The organism is Hominisplanchenecus faecis (assembly GCF_020687205.1).
Taxonomy (GTDB): domain Bacteria; phylum Bacillota; class Clostridia; order Lachnospirales; family Lachnospiraceae; genus Hominisplanchenecus; species Hominisplanchenecus faecis.
In genome coordinates, this window is record NZ_JAJEQE010000016.1 from 1 (window position 1) to 13,492 (window position 13,492).

General features: G+C 39.2%; 21 protein-coding genes. 18 read left to right on the forward strand and 3 right to left on the reverse strand.

Annotation, left to right across the window (positions count from 1 at the left end):
• Positions 1–128 precede the first annotated feature (128 nt).
• From LKD42_RS06405 to LKD42_RS06445, 9 genes are all read left to right on the forward strand, one after another.
• Positions 129–581 (forward strand): DUF4869 domain-containing protein, encoded by a 453-nt coding sequence (locus tag LKD42_RS06405; RefSeq protein ID WP_022118431.1) that lies wholly within the window; start codon positions 129–131, stop codon positions 579–581.
• Positions 571–972: an ATPase gene (locus tag LKD42_RS06410; protein WP_022118430.1), complete on the forward strand. Its 402-nt coding sequence runs from the start codon at positions 571–573 to the stop codon at positions 970–972. The genes LKD42_RS06405 and LKD42_RS06410 overlap by 11 nt, the downstream gene beginning before the upstream one ends.
• Position 973: 1 nt before the next feature.
• Positions 974–1,651, forward strand: a complete 678-nt coding sequence (locus tag LKD42_RS06415; protein WP_248835159.1) for a hypothetical protein — start codon at positions 974–976, stop codon at positions 1,649–1,651.
• 14 nt (positions 1,652–1,665) lie between these two features.
• Entirely contained in the window at positions 1,666–2,025 is a 360-nt protein-coding gene (locus tag LKD42_RS06420) for a hypothetical protein (RefSeq protein WP_248835160.1), read from the forward strand.
• A gap of 122 nt (positions 2,026–2,147) precedes the next feature.
• Positions 2,148–2,513, forward strand: a complete 366-nt coding sequence (locus tag LKD42_RS06425; protein ID WP_248835161.1) for an IS66 family insertion sequence element accessory protein TnpB — start codon at positions 2,148–2,150, stop codon at positions 2,511–2,513.
• The gene (tnpB, locus tag LKD42_RS06430) at positions 2,503–2,865 is read left to right on the forward strand and encodes an IS66 family insertion sequence element accessory protein TnpB (RefSeq protein WP_248835162.1); all 363 of its coding nucleotides are present in this window, start codon (positions 2,503–2,505) and stop codon (positions 2,863–2,865) included. The genes LKD42_RS06425 and tnpB overlap by 11 nt, the downstream gene beginning before the upstream one ends.
• Before the next feature lie 292 nt (positions 2,866–3,157).
• Positions 3,158–3,298 (forward strand): hypothetical protein, encoded by a 141-nt coding sequence (locus LKD42_RS06435; RefSeq protein WP_248835163.1) that lies wholly within the window; start codon positions 3,158–3,160, stop codon positions 3,296–3,298.
• A gap of 89 nt (positions 3,299–3,387) precedes the next feature.
• The gene (locus LKD42_RS06440; RefSeq protein ID WP_248835164.1) at positions 3,388–3,723 is read left to right on the forward strand and encodes a DDE-type integrase/transposase/recombinase; all 336 of its coding nucleotides are present in this window, start codon (positions 3,388–3,390) and stop codon (positions 3,721–3,723) included.
• A gap of 12 nt (positions 3,724–3,735) precedes the next feature.
• Positions 3,736–3,933, forward strand: a complete 198-nt coding sequence (locus LKD42_RS06445) for an integrase core domain-containing protein (RefSeq protein ID WP_248835165.1) — start codon at positions 3,736–3,738, stop codon at positions 3,931–3,933.
• A gap of 121 nt (positions 3,934–4,054) precedes the next feature.
• Here LKD42_RS06445 and LKD42_RS06450 read toward each other — a convergent pair whose 3' ends face one another.
• A complete protein-coding gene (locus tag LKD42_RS06450; protein ID WP_028087392.1) occupies positions 4,055–4,492 on the reverse strand; it encodes an Rrf2 family transcriptional regulator in 438 nt (145 codons plus the stop codon).
• A 178-nt stretch (positions 4,493–4,670) separates the two neighbouring features.
• Between LKD42_RS06450 and LKD42_RS06455 the strand changes: the two genes are divergently transcribed.
• The 4 genes from LKD42_RS06455 to LKD42_RS06470 are packed head-to-tail and all read left to right on the forward strand — an operon-like array spanning position 4,671 to position 7,286.
• Positions 4,671–4,862, forward strand: a complete 192-nt coding sequence (locus tag LKD42_RS06455; RefSeq protein WP_248835166.1) for a hypothetical protein — start codon at positions 4,671–4,673, stop codon at positions 4,860–4,862.
• A complete protein-coding gene (locus tag LKD42_RS06460) occupies positions 4,862–5,704 on the forward strand; it encodes an SIR2 family NAD-dependent protein deacylase (protein ID WP_248835167.1) in 843 nt (280 codons plus the stop codon). The genes LKD42_RS06455 and LKD42_RS06460 overlap by 1 nt, the downstream gene beginning before the upstream one ends.
• A 5-nt stretch (positions 5,705–5,709) precedes the next feature.
• Positions 5,710–6,105: a C-GCAxxG-C-C family protein gene (locus LKD42_RS06465; protein ID WP_147611861.1), complete on the forward strand. Its 396-nt coding sequence runs from the start codon at positions 5,710–5,712 to the stop codon at positions 6,103–6,105.
• A 53-nt stretch (positions 6,106–6,158) separates the two neighbouring features.
• On the forward strand, positions 6,159–7,286 hold the full coding sequence (locus tag LKD42_RS06470) for an SIR2 family NAD-dependent protein deacylase (protein ID WP_248835168.1): 1,128 nt from the start codon (positions 6,159–6,161) through the stop codon (positions 7,284–7,286).
• 159 nt (positions 7,287–7,445) lie between these two features.
• On the opposite strand, the gene LKD42_RS06475 is transcribed toward LKD42_RS06470, so the two are convergent.
• Both LKD42_RS06475 and LKD42_RS06480 read right to left on the reverse strand, forming a co-directional pair.
• A complete protein-coding gene (locus tag LKD42_RS06475) occupies positions 7,446–7,724 on the reverse strand; it encodes a hypothetical protein (RefSeq protein ID WP_248835169.1) in 279 nt (92 codons plus the stop codon).
• Between the two features lie 37 nt (positions 7,725–7,761).
• Complete coding sequence (locus LKD42_RS06480) at positions 7,762–8,211, reverse strand: Rrf2 family transcriptional regulator (protein WP_248835170.1); 450 nt, start codon at positions 8,209–8,211, stop codon at positions 7,762–7,764.
• Positions 8,212–8,440: 229 nt separating this feature from the next.
• On the opposite strand from LKD42_RS06480, the gene LKD42_RS06485 reads away from it, so the two are divergent.
• The 5 genes from LKD42_RS06485 to LKD42_RS06505 all read left to right on the forward strand — a co-directional run bounded on the left by LKD42_RS06485 (position 8,441) and on the right by LKD42_RS06505 (position 13,488).
• Positions 8,441–9,067: a DUF3786 domain-containing protein gene (locus LKD42_RS06485; RefSeq protein WP_248835171.1), complete on the forward strand. Its 627-nt coding sequence runs from the start codon at positions 8,441–8,443 to the stop codon at positions 9,065–9,067.
• A gap of 2 nt (positions 9,068–9,069) precedes the next feature.
• On the forward strand, positions 9,070–9,240 hold the full coding sequence (locus LKD42_RS06490; protein WP_248835172.1) for a hypothetical protein: 171 nt from the start codon (positions 9,070–9,072) through the stop codon (positions 9,238–9,240).
• 569 nt (positions 9,241–9,809) lie between these two features.
• Positions 9,810–10,580, forward strand: a complete 771-nt coding sequence (locus LKD42_RS06495) for an ATP-binding protein (protein WP_147632660.1) — start codon at positions 9,810–9,812, stop codon at positions 10,578–10,580.
• A 151-nt stretch (positions 10,581–10,731) separates the two neighbouring features.
• Complete coding sequence (locus LKD42_RS06500) at positions 10,732–11,664, forward strand: AAA family ATPase (RefSeq protein ID WP_118051303.1); 933 nt, start codon at positions 10,732–10,734, stop codon at positions 11,662–11,664.
• A 6-nt stretch (positions 11,665–11,670) separates the two neighbouring features.
• Entirely contained in the window at positions 11,671–13,488 is a 1,818-nt protein-coding gene (locus LKD42_RS06505) for a cobaltochelatase CobT-related protein (protein ID WP_248835173.1), read from the forward strand.
• Positions 13,489–13,492: the final 4 nt, after the last annotated feature.

The following is a 13,492-nucleotide window of genomic DNA, read 5'->3' on the forward strand; positions in this document are numbered from 1 at the left end:
TGAACGCCTGTGGAGATAGTAGGTTACGAGGTCTGCGAAGCAGGAAGCCCATTGGCTTTAGACAATGGGTAGTTCACTTCAAAAATATCTTTTAGAGATATCTTTGCGTGGAAAAGGAGTGACATCAAATGATAGATATATATACAGATAAAAAAGAATCAAAGGACTGGATTCTTCAAAACGACTTGTATTTCAATTTGAATACAGGTAATGAAGAAATGTCTCAAAATGAAATAAATCTCATTCAGCAAGTGGATGAGGCAAGGTTGACACCAGATAAGCACATTGAAACAAAATATGGACTAGGTACAATCCGTAATTTGTCATCCGGATGCAAGACATTACTTAATATTGTAAAGCATCCTGATAAGGTGGTGAATGTAGAAGAATGTGGTCCGAATGTGCTTGAAATTATTTTTACTCTGGATAATATAAAGATTTATATGTCCAGACCAACGCTTTTTGATATCCCGGATGATGTGCAAATCAGATTCAATGATTCTGATATAGTGACCGGAGGGAGAGGATATAATGCCTGGTGGGGCAAGGAGTATGAAAGGAGAGAAGCAGATGATTTATAAAAATATTACATTTAAAGCTGATCCATTTTCATACAATCTGGAATTTGATGACAGAATAACTCTTGTTGGTGGAGATAGTGGTACCGGTAAAACTGTGCTTTATGAAATGTTAGAAGATTTACGATTAACTGATGAATATAAAGCTATAAAATTGTTTAATTACAAATCAGATCATTTCTCAGAGTCGATTGAAAAGTGCAGAGATAGTTTTATTGTGGTCGATAATGCTGATAATTTGATGAATGATGAGGTCAGAAGGTTTATTAATTTTGAGCCGTCGAATCAATATATGCTTTTCCTACGAAATTGCGATGGTCTCAATGTTTCTAATAGGAGTTTTAAGGTGCTGAAGTTTGACAATAATAGGATAACACTGGAAGAGGAGCTATGATATGAAATATTTATGGACAGAAGACACTGGTGCTGGACTCCATTTCTGGAAGTTGGTCAATCAGCTTTTCTTTGATGATGCCCTTGTGGTCGAAAGTAAAGAAAGTAATCAGGGCTTATTGGATGCGTTGGCGGACATAGACATGAAAGAGGACGATAAGTATTATATCGCATTTGATTATGTAGTTGATAATCAGGATATTCGTAACAAGTATCGTATGTTGAAATCAATAGCAGATAAGGCAGAAGGAAAGATCATAATTCTGGATATGATTTGTTTTGAATACCTGATTCTTGTTTTTGATAAGCTGGTGGCATGGACGGGTACCGGAAAGATAGATAAAATCAAGATTCGTGAAGAGGTATTGGCTGCAGTTGAGGACCACAGAATTAATTTGTCAAAGATTGATGACGAGAAGACTTTGCAGTATATAGCAGGTTTTAAGAGATATTCTACAGAACGTGTGATGAAGTCGTTAGTAGGTGAATTTACACAAAACGAAAAGTGGTCTGTTAAAGGAGTGCATATGGGGGAATGTTGGTATAAGGATTGCTGTGTGTCGGAACATCCGGATAATCTGAGGTGTGGTAAGCCGGAAGTTGAGGATGGAAGTGAGAAGATGCGGATGCTGATGCAGTCGGAGGAAGTACATAAAATTATATCGATTATTATAGGATAAAAGAAAGAGGTAGTATGAGAGCAGAAGATGATCTTACATATCAGGAATATAAAGAAGGCGTTGAGGATGCTATGCGTTTTATGGAACATTCTGGTTGGACAGTGAGGCAGGTTACCGACAGAATGACGGATGAAGATAATGAGCTGCTCATCGGCACGTCGGAAGCACTCTGGATCATTTCTATCGGAGCTTATGAAGTGGAGCATGACATTCTGGAGGAGAGAGTACTGGAGCAGCTGTCGTATCATATTCCACGCTATGAGATGGGAAAATACAACGACATCACGCCGGAAGAGCGGGAGCTTCTGGAAAAAGATATCGCATTGATCCGATCAAAGGGAGAACTGTGGAAACTGAAGAGTTATGAAGATTAAAGGTAAACGCAAAATAGCAAGTACCTGTTCAAAATCATCCAATGTGAGATAATAGACTCATCACTACAAAGTCCAAATAGTTTAGTACTCAACTTTTTAGACTTTACCATAGGAGGTGAGTCATGAAATATCACACAAGTTTAGTTGCACAGCAAACCCGTCTGAGTGAATGGGCTGATCAGATCAGAGACTGTCAAAACCGTCCGCAAGGAATGAAGATCGATGAATGGTGTCAGCTGCATAACATTACAAAAGCGAGTTATTACTGGAGGCTCCGAAAAGTCCGTGAGGCTTACCTGGAAACTGCGGGGCAGACACAAATATTTGTAGAAGTTCCGTCTCCTACAATCCATCCGGTAAATATGACATCGGAGCATAAAATTGCTGCCGTGATCAGAGGTAGAAACCACCTTACTTTGGAAATCACGGAACAGGCATCTGCCTCATTTCTAAAAACACTTTTGGGAGTGATCAGCAATGTTCAATGATGGCTCTGGGTTCAAAAAAGTGTATCTGGCGACCGGATTTACAGATCTGCACAGAGGAATTGATGGCTTAGCCAGGATTATACGTTTTCAGTTCCAGTTGGATCCTTACGATAAGAATACATTCTTCTTATTTTGTGGCAAACGCACAGATCGCATAAAAGGACTTATCTGGGAAGGAGACGGATTTCTCCTTCTGTACAAGCGGATTGAAAATGGGAACTTCCGATGGCCCCGTACAAAAGAGGAAGCACGGGAGATCACCATAGACCAGTATCAGATGCTGATGCAGGGTCTGGAAATTGCTGCCCGACACCCAATAGAAGAGATTACAGATCCTGGATTTTCCTTGTGATTTGTGCAAAATGCAGAAAATAAAATCATTTTCGTCCATGTTAGGTTATCCTGTGCGATATAAAATTTAAAGTTATTCACATCCTGAAAGTTTTCTGTGAGTTTCTATATACTCCTGATTCCAAAACTTTTCAGATTGTGGATAACAGTCATAAATATCTGAAATCCAGGCTTTTATTTTCAGGTATTCATGACTGTTATCCACCGTCAAAATGACGAAGGTGACAGAATTCAAAAATAGTCAACAACCGTTGGCTCTGCTATAATAGCACTCAGGAAAGTGAGGTTAGGTTATGGCAGTTAAGTATACGGAGGAACAATTAAACAGTGCTGATAAATCGTTTCTTATCCAGCTTCTTTTACAACAGCAGGAGCAATTGGAAGCCATAACAAAAGAGCTTCACGCATCAAATGAAAAAATGGTTCTTTGTTAAGGGCGTGTAGCTCAGCAATATCAAGGTAGGCGGTGACAATCTTATTGAGAGCGTCAAGCTTTTATCCAAAAATGAACCTTTCTAAACATATGCAACAGGCTAAAGTCTGCCCGTATCTGCTACGTAACGCCGTTATCGACCGTCCAAATCAGGCATGGTCAATCGACATTACATACATCCCCATCAAGCGTGGATTCCTGTATCTGACTGCTGTGATTGACTGGTACAGCCGCTGTATCGTTGGCTGGGAAGTCGATGATACTCTGGATACCAGAATGGTCATAACTGCGTTAAAAAAGGCGTTTATGGTGGCAAAACCTGTTATCCTGAATTCAGATCAGGGCTGTCAGTTTACAAGCAATGAGTACATAAACTTTCTCAAAGAAAACCAGATCCGTCAAAGCATGGATGGTAAAAGCCGGTGAGCTGACAATAGCATGATCGAACGATGGTTCCGGAGCTTCAAGTACGAGGAAGCCTATCTGACCCAATATAACAATATCAGAGAAGCACGGAAGGCAATCGGTAAATATGTGCACACTTACAACTTTGAACGTTGTCATTCTGCACTCGATAATCAGACACCGGCATCCTGCTATTATCCGATTCTGTTACTGGATGATTATGCAGCCTAAGGGGGGATTTTCTCCCCTACCTAGTTACATATATCAGTTCATTATAAAAAGCTTAGATTTTTGTCTTGACAACTGAACCACTATACCTTTGTGCAATATTTAATTTTCAAACACGCTCTAGTTAAAGGTTTTTAACTTTCCTGATTTTAAAATAATACCGATCAATAATATCCTGCAATGTAATGGATTTCATTTTTTCATCTACCATATTTTGAATTTCATGATAGAAGTCCCCAATAGCGAATTGAATGTTAATACCGATTCCACAATCCGGATTGGTATCTGTGTCCAGGTGAAGCAGCGGCTTATCGCCCTCTACGGCTCGGTAGATGTCATACATATTGATTTTATCTGCCGATTTTGCAAGAGCGGCATTCGCATGACCTTGTGTGTTAACAACAATGCCTGCATTTTTCAGGGTTGCCATAAGCTGTCTGACATAAGCCGGGTTTGTCTTGATACTTTCTGCAATTTTTGTGCTGGAGAGTTGTTCGTCATCTCCAAGAGCAATAAATATAAGAATATGAATGGTGTCACTAAGCTTTGTGGAATATTTCATTTGTCACCTCGAATTTTCTTCTTGCAATTTTTAAATTTACATGATAATATGATTTTAATGCTTGATGTAAATTTAATTTTAACAAGTAAAAAAATAAAAGTCAAGCGAAATAAAAAGTGTGGAATCTGATATAAAAAAGGAGATAAAGTGGTGTATGCAAAAGGAGGGGGTTGGTGAGATGACACCCAGTATTATTAAACTTCCTTTTTGGGAAATGACATACAAAAATGAAAAGGTGTTTTATGCCTGTCTGAATCAGAAGAAATCCTCAGCTCCAGAGCATATAAAAGACAAAGGCATTTATATAGCAGGAGATTTGGCAGAAACCCTGCGGGATTTAAAAGAAAACATAGTGGGAAAGGAAATGTGATGAAGATGAATGTATATCAAGAGATAAGTCAAATCATCAAAGAAGCAGATGGTATTTTGATTGGAGCCAGTAATGGTTTGTCTATCGCAGAGGGATATAATATTTTTGCAGATGACGCATGGTTTCAGGAAAATATGGGAGATTTCAGAGAAAAATACGGACTGCACTGTGTTTTACACGGATTTTCAGTGCCAATGAAGGTAGAAGAAAAGTGGGCGTTTGTAAGCAGACTTGTTAAGGCAAAAGCTATGCAGGATGAGCCGAGTGAGATTATGAAAAACATCTATGCACTAGTAAAGAATAAAGAATATTTCGTAGTAACTTCCAATGCGGAGGATCATTTTGTGCCGGCAGGTTTTGAGGCAGACCGTGTTTTTGAAATGGAAGGGAAATTAACCCAGATGAGGTGCAAGAACAGGTGTCATGACGAGGTCTATCCTAATCAAAAAGCAGTTCTCGCCATGACAGAAGAGGAAGTAAACGGAAGAGTACCCAAAGAGTTACTGCCGAAATGTCCAAAATGCGGTGGAGATATGGAAGTAAATTGGGGTGAGATGTCTTCATTTACAGAAACGAAAAATTGGAAGGAAAAGGCTGCCCGCTATCAAGAATTTATTCAGAATTTACATGGAAAGAAGCTGGTAATTCTGGAATTTGGCATTGGTTGGAGAAATCAGATGATTAAAGCTCCTTTGATGCAGCTTGCAGCAGTAGAACCACAGGCAAGATATATCACATTTAACAAGGGCGAAATTTACATTCCAGAGGAAATCAAAGAAAAATCCATCGGTGTGGATGGTAATCTTACGGCAGCGTTAAAGGAAATCAGAAAGGAAATCTAAGGAAAATGACAAGAGAAGAAAAAGCAGTATATTACAAACATAATGGATTCAATTGCTGTCAGTCGGTTATCAAGGCAATGATCGATTTATCAGATTCTGATAAGGAAATACTGACGAATGCTGCATCCGGATTTGCGGTAGGTATGGGAGGTATGGAAGCAACTTGTGGTGCATTGATTGGAGCAACCATGATGGCGGGAATTGTAAAGCCGGGGAAGAAAAGTGCGATAACGGCACGGGAGATATTAAACAAATTTCAGGAATATTCAGGTGCAACCATATGTAAAGACCTAAAGGGAAAGGATACAGGTGTTGTACTCTGTGAATGCGATGATTGCATTCGCAATGCAATACGGGCTTTTGCTGAGGTGTTGCCGATGGAATCAGAAAGGGAAGGATAGGCTAAGTAAAGCGGTTAAAGATATTACAGTTGTGAGATAGGAGAATGAAAAAAATGAGCTGTTATGAAAATTTGGTAATGAAAACACAAATGAACTATTCCAGACACTATAGTACCTATGCATCCGGTGGTACTGCTGTAGTGTTGAGTAAACAAAAACCACTTTCTTATGAGGAACAGATTCAGGAATTTGTTCGCAGAGTGCAGGAGGCAGAGTGTATCGTAGTAGGCGGAGCATCCGGTTTATCAGCGGCTGGAGGTGGTGACTTTTATTATAGTGATACCCCTTCTTTTCGTGAGCATTTTGGAAAATTTGCAGATAAGTATGGATTCAAAGGTGCTTTTAGCGGCATGATGCATCGGTTTTCTACAAGAAATGAACACTGGGGATATGTGGCAACCTTTTTAAATACTACACAAAATGCCCCTATCAGAGAACCATATCTGGATTTGGATAGAATCTTGCAGGGAAAGGATTTTCATATCTTAACGACTAATCAGGATACACAGTTTGTAAAGATTTATCCGGAAGAAAAGGTCAGTGAGATTCAGGGAGATCATCGTTTCTTCCAGTGTTCTCAGTGCTGTCAGGATGAAACATGGGATGCCGTACAACCTGTGGCAGATATGATTGCGGCTATGGGAGAGGGGACAATGGTGCCGGATGAACTGATTCCTCGCTGCCCTCATTGTGGTGCGGAAATGTTTCCGTGGGTAAGAGGATATGGGAATTTTCTGCAAGGGAAAAAATACGAAGAAGAATATGAGAAAATCTCAAAATACATTCAAAAGAACAAAGATAGAAAAATTCTCTTTATAGAACTTGGAGTAGGGCGCATGACACCGATGTTTATACAGGAACCGTTTTGGGAACTGACAAACAGCTTGAAAGATGCATATTATATCTCCGTAAATTCAGAATATCAGTTTTTGCCGGAATTCATTGAAGATAAGGGGATTGCTATTTTGGGAGATATAGGAACAGTGTTAAAAGATTTGCAGAAAGCAAAAGAGAAAAGTGCATTTGAGAAAGCCTATAAGGGGTTGCAAGGCTGGGGAGATCGTTTTGAAAAGGCTTCTTTAAAAAGCATGGTCGGTGGCGGTAGAATTGATGCGGCAAATACAGCTGCAGATCATGTGAATATAATGAAGAAAGAATATGAACTTGGGAAAAATATATAAGTTGAAAAAATAATCCTAATTGCAAATAAATCAGGCTTCTTACCCTTGTTTTATATATAACAGTTGTTGAATGGCAGGTCAAGAGCAGGCGGTTTTCCGCCCGTTTGAGACTTTTTCTCACAGTCTCGAAAAAACAGCCAGTTCTCTTCTGGATAAGGTTCAGTGATTTACAGCCTCCATATGGCTGGCAATTAAAGTTGCATTTGGAGCAACTTTCCATAATTCATATACATCTTCTTTTCCCATGATGAGTAATTCGGAATTTAGCATACGGTTAGTTCCGGCTTTTAACAGTTCATCAACGGGAACAGGAAGCTTCACCAGAGGATTATTTTGAGCCTGGCGAATCGAATTAGGAAAAGGAGGCCAACTTCCTTTTGGAGCTAATACAGGATCAATTAAAAATTTTTTCTGCCATAATATAAAAAATGGTGACATTTCGTATTTGCTGAAGGTACATGAAAGTGTTCTCCTGTTAAATAATATTTTGTAAGTTATTTTCTGAAGATATCCGCTGATAGTAGGTATCTATGATATCCTGTAAAGTAATCGTATTCATTTTTTCTTCTGCAGTCTTTTGAATTTCATTGTAAAATCCCTTCAAAGATAACTGAATGTTAATGCCGACGCCACAATCTGGATTGGTATGAGTATCTAAATGAAGCAATGGTTTATCACCTTCAACTGCTTTATAAATATCCAGCAATGTAATCTGATCTGCTGTTTTTGAAAGAGAAGGACGGGCATGTCCGGCTACACTGGTCATAAGTCCCGCTTTTTTTAGTTTTAACATAAGCTGGCGTACAAAGCCGGGATTTGTATGGACACTTTCTGCAATTGAGGCACTGGAGAGGGATTTTTCCTGGTTGATAGCAATCAGAACCATCACATGAACAGTATCACTTAATTTCGTTGAGTATTTCATGATAAGAAACTCCTTGTAGTATGATATAATGATCTTGTTTTCACGTTTTTGGGGTGAAAATATTTCTGGTTTGTTTAAAACATCCTAAGTTCTCAACAGTTCTTTTTAATGTGTTGAGAAACTATACATTTTTTAATGTTTTGATGATTGTAAATAATATAATTACAACTATAATGGGGATCAAAGGAAAAGTCAATACAGTAATGAAACTTACGGCAAAGGAGAGCTTATGGAATACAAAAATCAAACAGAAAATCGTGCATTTCAGGAAATGTTGCAGGCAGCAGTAAAACGGTTACAAAATCGTTCCGGAGAGGAGATTGCTGCAAAAAGCGGGGCTGTTTTTTATAGCAGCCGAAATGTCCTTGAGATAATGAGTTTTTATGAAACGATTAAAATTCAACTTCCTGAATTCTATATTAACTCAGACATAGATGAATGGCATTATCTGACATTGCTGCATTATCTGGATATGGCCGATGGCACAGAAGGCTCACAGAAGCTCATTACTTTTGGTAACCTGAAAGATGGATTGATCCGGGGAACCAAGTTTGACCGGACAGCAGAGCAGAAACTGGAAAAGCTTTTGCGGGATAAAGATCCTGAGAAAATTCAGAAAGCATGTACAAGTCTGGGTGCAGAATTCACAGAGACAACGGCGGATCTGTGTGCTGTTTTTCCAGTTCTGCCAAGATATCCGGTAACTTTAAAGATATGGTTTGCAGATGAAGAATTTCCTGTATCTGGAAAAATATTTCTTCAGGATCATGCCGATCATTATCTAAGTGTAGAAGATGCAGTAACAGTTGGAGAAATTTTGTTGCAAAAATTATCGGAAGCATTTTCTTCCCTTTGATCATGAATCAGAAAACTTTCCAGTCCGGCTTTGATAAATTTGTCAATTGTTGTCTGAATCTGTTTCCAGTCATTACAGTGATTGCGGAGCATCAGTCTGTTGATGGAAAGACAGCCATTCATTTGAAAATAAAAAACCGATTCTGCCTGCTCAAAGGTCAGGAGGCTGTGTGACATAAGCCAGGTCACATAGCCTTCTTTTGTATTTTCTGCTATTTTTTCCAGAAGAATGGGAGCAATTGTATCATCCAGAAACAGAGATCTGTATTTTGTTTCCATCTGAATCTTTTGGCAGAAGGGATAGGAACAGTTTTTCTGGTTTGGGCAAAATAAATGTTCTACCGTTGTTTTCATATCCTGTGTTATATCATTTAAAATATCTTCCAACACGTCATGGATATCGTAATAATGCAGATAAAAAGTACCTCTGTTTATTTCAGAAATTTTACAGATTTCAGTGACCGTGATTTTTGTGAAATTTTTTTGCTTTAATAATTCTAAAAAAGTTTCCTTTATGCTTTGCCTGGTATATCTAGTACGGCGGTCTTGCTTGCTTGTTTTTTCCGACATAATGGCCTCCATTGAATGTATGCTTTACAATGTATCATTTCTCAACAGTTTTTGGGATGTGTTGAGGAACAGAACAGATTTTATAGATTGATTATTGTAATTTATATAATGACAACTATAATGAGGCTTAAGTAAAAAGTCAACAGATTGTTCAGAATTTTAGGAGGAAAAATATGGGACATGTAATTGCTGTATCAGGAAAAGGCGGTGTAGGGAAAACAACCCTTTGTGGGTTGTTGATTCAATACTTATGTGAAAATGGAAAACATCCGGTTTTAGCTGTAGATGCAGATGCAAATGCGAATTTGAATGAAGTGCTCGGCGTTGAACCGGAGATTACACTCGGAGAACTGAGAGAAGAGATTGAACGTGCAGGAGTTGACCCACGATATCAGATCCCATCCGGTATGACGAAGCAGGCATATCTGGAAATGCGTCTTTCTGATGCGATTGTGGAAGAAGATGATTATGATCTGATGGTAATGGGGCGAACCCAGGGACAGGGCTGCTATTGCTTTGTAAATGGTCTTGTACAGACCCAGGTTCAGAAACTGCAAAGCCATTATCCATATATTGTGGTTGATAACGAAGCGGGTATGGAACACATCAGCAGAGGAATCCTGCCAATGATGGAAGTTGCGATTCTTGTGAGTGACTGTTCCAGAAGAGGTGTTCAGGCAGCCGGACGTATTGCAAAGCTGATGAATGAATTAAACTTTAAACCACAGAAAACGGGATTAATCGTGAATCGTGTTCCAGATGGAAAATTGGATGCCGGAACTCTGGAAGAAATCCGAAATCAGGGACTGGAACTGTTAGGCGTTGTACCACATGATGACCAGGTATATCAGTATGACTGTGATGGAAAGCCGATCATACGGCTTCCGAAAGATTCTCCTGTAAGAAGTGCACTGGGAGAAATTGTAAAGAAGTTAGGATTGTGAGTTGGAAGATTGAAAGTATGAAGATTACAGTATGTGGCAAAGGTGGCTGTGGAAAAAGTACAGTATCAGTGCTGCTTACTGGATATGATTTTGAGTAAGCAGAAATATTATCTGATTTGGTATAACCAATTGCAAAGAAAGGAAAATCTTCATGAGAAATCATTGGACAGAAATAGAAAAATATTTAGAAGACCAGAAGATAGCGCAGGAACTGATTGGAGAACTGAGAGATTTTCACATGCGTTATGAGGTAGAGAATCAGGTAAAAGAACGGGTAGAAAAACCGGATATCCTATTTTATGGGAAAAAGATTCTGGAAATGTCAATAGCAGCACTTCTTCAGGGAGATAACCTGTTACTTTCCGGTGCGAAAGCTACAGGAAAAAATGTACTATGTGAGACACTGGCATGGATATTCGGAAGACCGGAATACGACATTTCTTTTCATGTAAATACGGACAGTGCCGATCTGATTGGAACGGATACCTTTATAAATAATGAGGTTCGCCTTCGGAAAGGCCCCATCTACCAATGTGCGGAATTTGGAGGATTTGGAATTCTGGACGAAATCAATATGGCAAAAAATGATGCGGTTTCTGTACTGCATGCCACACTGGATCATCGGCGAAGAATCGATATTCCAGGATATAACAGGATTTTACTTCATCCGGCAACACGATTTATCGGCACGATGAATTATGGTTATGCAGGTACCAGAGAGCTAAATGAAGCATTGGTTTCAAGGTTTATGGTAATTGATATGCCTGAAATGGATGAGGACAGTGTCCTTTTTGTATTAAGACAACATTTTCCAGATGGGGAAAAAAGTGCACTGAAAGCTTTTGCAGGACTGTTTCTGGATTTGCAGATCAAAGCTTATCATGGAGAAATCTCAACAAAATCTCTTGACCTGAGAGGATTGGTTTCTGCTGTAAAAGCAACAAGAAGCGGACTTTCTCCAATTGATGCAATTCGGATGGGGATCATAAATAAAAGTTTTGATGTATTTGAAAAAGAAATCGTAGAAGATGTGGTTTCTACAAGAATCCCATCTTCCTGGACCGGAAAAGACATATGGGGGTAAACTTGTATGGAGGATGTCAGATGGCCGGCGGAACAACTGGAAGAACATCGTCTGGAAATCAGCAATCGTATCAGAAATCTTTTTTGGACAGTCAGTGGTGATTATGATACGGAATTTGAACCGGACACAGAAAAATATGTTTATTCAAAACAAACGGTTCTGTATGAGGCAGTGAAGCAGGGTGCCTTTGCACGATATTTTGATCAGAAGAAACTTGGCATGTATTTGATGAAAAAATTACATTTTTCTGCTGGAGAAGATATGCTTTTGCCTCTTGCTGGATTATGTATGGATGCTGCAGTGAATCGTTTTATCATTCGAGAACGTTTGGGAACAAAGGAAATCAGAGAACAGGCGTTCAGAGAATTGGAAAAGGCAGAGGAAGAGCAGGTATCAGACAAAGCTGGAACAGACCTGATTCACAGGATTAGGCTTCTGTATATAAGGCATGTTCTGGAAAACACAGACGATAAGGGAGTGAATCCACAGACAGAGATTGCATTGTACAAGATTCTTTCTCTGAAGGATGCGGAAAATACGGAAGATGTCATAAACGTGATAGATGAGATTTATAATCATGTTCTGGATCCCTTTTTTGAAAAAAGAAATGGAAATCTGGAGAAGATTCTGAATTTACCGGATATGGCATTGGCCAATGACGCGTGGCAAGAATGCATGACAGATGAACAGATGGAAGACATCATTCAAAAATATCTTTCTAATCTCAAAAAAAAGATGATGAGTCTGGATATCAGAAACAAAAAGAAAAAAAGATCTTATTTCTCGCCGGAAAATGAAGAAGTTCCGGAAAGCCCGGAGAATATAAATCCACAGGCAGTGCGACGGATACGGGAATATGTGGAACTGAATTACGGAAAATCGTATCTAAGTGAATCGGAGCAGGCCAGAGTCAACCGGAAAATCTGTACAGGAATCCACAAAAACTGTAACCTGTATCTTACAGATGGAATTTTACAGAGCCCTGTGATAAAAAATAATCAATACCGTTTTGCTCAGCTGCAGTTTGAAAAAAATAAAGCCTATTATGGAAATAATCACTGGATCATCAAAAGAAATATTTCTGTGTTGGCAGAGTCACTGAAACGGGCATTTATAATCCGAAAGGATGATTTTGTCAGCAGATCTGATGCAGGGCAGCTTGTTCCAGAACGGTTATGGAAAATTGGAAGAACAGACGATGACAAGTTATTTAATAGAAAAAAGAGATCAGAAGATTCTGAGTTTGTAATAGACGTCCTGATTGATTCCAGTGGTTCCCAGGCTGGCAGACAGCCTCAGGTAGCGGCACAGGGATATATTATCAGTGAAGCATTAAGCCAGGCAGGAATTCCTCATCGGGTGACAGGATACTGTGCTTTCTGGGGATATACAGTACTTCAGAGATTTCGGGATTATGAAGATCCAAGGGAAACAAATGAAAGAATCTTTCAATTTCGGGCATATGCCAATAACAGAGACGGGCTTGCATTGAAAACTGTCTGTTCCTCTCTCGTGGAGCGACCGGAAAAAAATAAGATTTTAATCGTATTAAGTGATGGAAAACCCTGTGATATGAGCATACAACGACCAGGAACCCGCCAGCCCAGGATCTATGACGGAGAAGGAGCTGTGAAAGATACTGCATATGAGGTGCGTCGGGCCAGAAATCAGGGAATTTTCGTAATTGGTATTTTTGTAGGGAATGAAGAAGAACTCTCCGTGGAAAAGAGAATCTATGGAAAAGACTTTGCTTATATTCGTAATATCAGCAATTTTTCCCGTATGGTAGGAACTTTTTTGCGAAGACAAATTGATATGGAATGAAAAT

What these genes read in the sequence shown, in the direction of transcription:
- LKD42_RS06405 (WP_022118431.1), top strand. Translation starts at nt 129, where the DNA reads ATGATAGATATATATACAGATAAAAAAGAATCAAAGGACTGGATTCTT.
- LKD42_RS06410 (WP_022118430.1), top strand. Translation starts at nt 571, where the DNA reads ATGATTTATAAAAATATTACATTTAAAGCTGATCCATTTTCATACAAT.
- LKD42_RS06415 (WP_248835159.1), top strand. Translation starts at nt 974, where the DNA reads ATGAAATATTTATGGACAGAAGACACTGGTGCTGGACTCCATTTCTGG.
- LKD42_RS06420 (WP_248835160.1), top strand. Translation starts at nt 1,666, where the DNA reads ATGAGAGCAGAAGATGATCTTACATATCAGGAATATAAAGAAGGCGTT.
- LKD42_RS06425 (WP_248835161.1), top strand. Translation starts at nt 2,148, where the DNA reads ATGAAATATCACACAAGTTTAGTTGCACAGCAAACCCGTCTGAGTGAA.
- tnpB (WP_248835162.1), top strand. Translation starts at nt 2,503, where the DNA reads ATGTTCAATGATGGCTCTGGGTTCAAAAAAGTGTATCTGGCGACCGGA.
- LKD42_RS06435 (WP_248835163.1), top strand. Translation starts at nt 3,158, where the DNA reads ATGGCAGTTAAGTATACGGAGGAACAATTAAACAGTGCTGATAAATCG.
- LKD42_RS06440 (WP_248835164.1), top strand. Translation starts at nt 3,388, where the DNA reads ATGCAACAGGCTAAAGTCTGCCCGTATCTGCTACGTAACGCCGTTATC.
- LKD42_RS06445 (WP_248835165.1), top strand. Translation starts at nt 3,736, where the DNA reads ATGATCGAACGATGGTTCCGGAGCTTCAAGTACGAGGAAGCCTATCTG.
- LKD42_RS06450 (WP_028087392.1), bottom strand. Translation starts at nt 4,492, where the DNA reads ATGAAATATTCCACAAAGCTTAGTGACACCATTCATATTCTTATATTT.
- LKD42_RS06455 (WP_248835166.1), top strand. Translation starts at nt 4,671, where the DNA reads ATGACACCCAGTATTATTAAACTTCCTTTTTGGGAAATGACATACAAA.
- LKD42_RS06460 (WP_248835167.1), top strand. Translation starts at nt 4,862, where the DNA reads ATGAAGATGAATGTATATCAAGAGATAAGTCAAATCATCAAAGAAGCA.
- LKD42_RS06465 (WP_147611861.1), top strand. Translation starts at nt 5,710, where the DNA reads ATGACAAGAGAAGAAAAAGCAGTATATTACAAACATAATGGATTCAAT.
- LKD42_RS06470 (WP_248835168.1), top strand. Translation starts at nt 6,159, where the DNA reads ATGAGCTGTTATGAAAATTTGGTAATGAAAACACAAATGAACTATTCC.
- LKD42_RS06475 (WP_248835169.1), bottom strand. Translation starts at nt 7,724, where the DNA reads ATGTCACCATTTTTTATATTATGGCAGAAAAAATTTTTAATTGATCCT.
- LKD42_RS06480 (WP_248835170.1), bottom strand. Translation starts at nt 8,211, where the DNA reads ATGAAATACTCAACGAAATTAAGTGATACTGTTCATGTGATGGTTCTG.
- LKD42_RS06485 (WP_248835171.1), top strand. Translation starts at nt 8,441, where the DNA reads ATGGAATACAAAAATCAAACAGAAAATCGTGCATTTCAGGAAATGTTG.
- LKD42_RS06490 (WP_248835172.1), top strand. Translation starts at nt 9,070, where the DNA reads ATGAATCAGAAAACTTTCCAGTCCGGCTTTGATAAATTTGTCAATTGT.
- LKD42_RS06495 (WP_147632660.1), top strand. Translation starts at nt 9,810, where the DNA reads ATGGGACATGTAATTGCTGTATCAGGAAAAGGCGGTGTAGGGAAAACA.
- LKD42_RS06500 (WP_118051303.1), top strand. Translation starts at nt 10,732, where the DNA reads ATGAGAAATCATTGGACAGAAATAGAAAAATATTTAGAAGACCAGAAG.
- LKD42_RS06505 (WP_248835173.1), top strand. Translation starts at nt 11,671, where the DNA reads ATGGAGGATGTCAGATGGCCGGCGGAACAACTGGAAGAACATCGTCTG.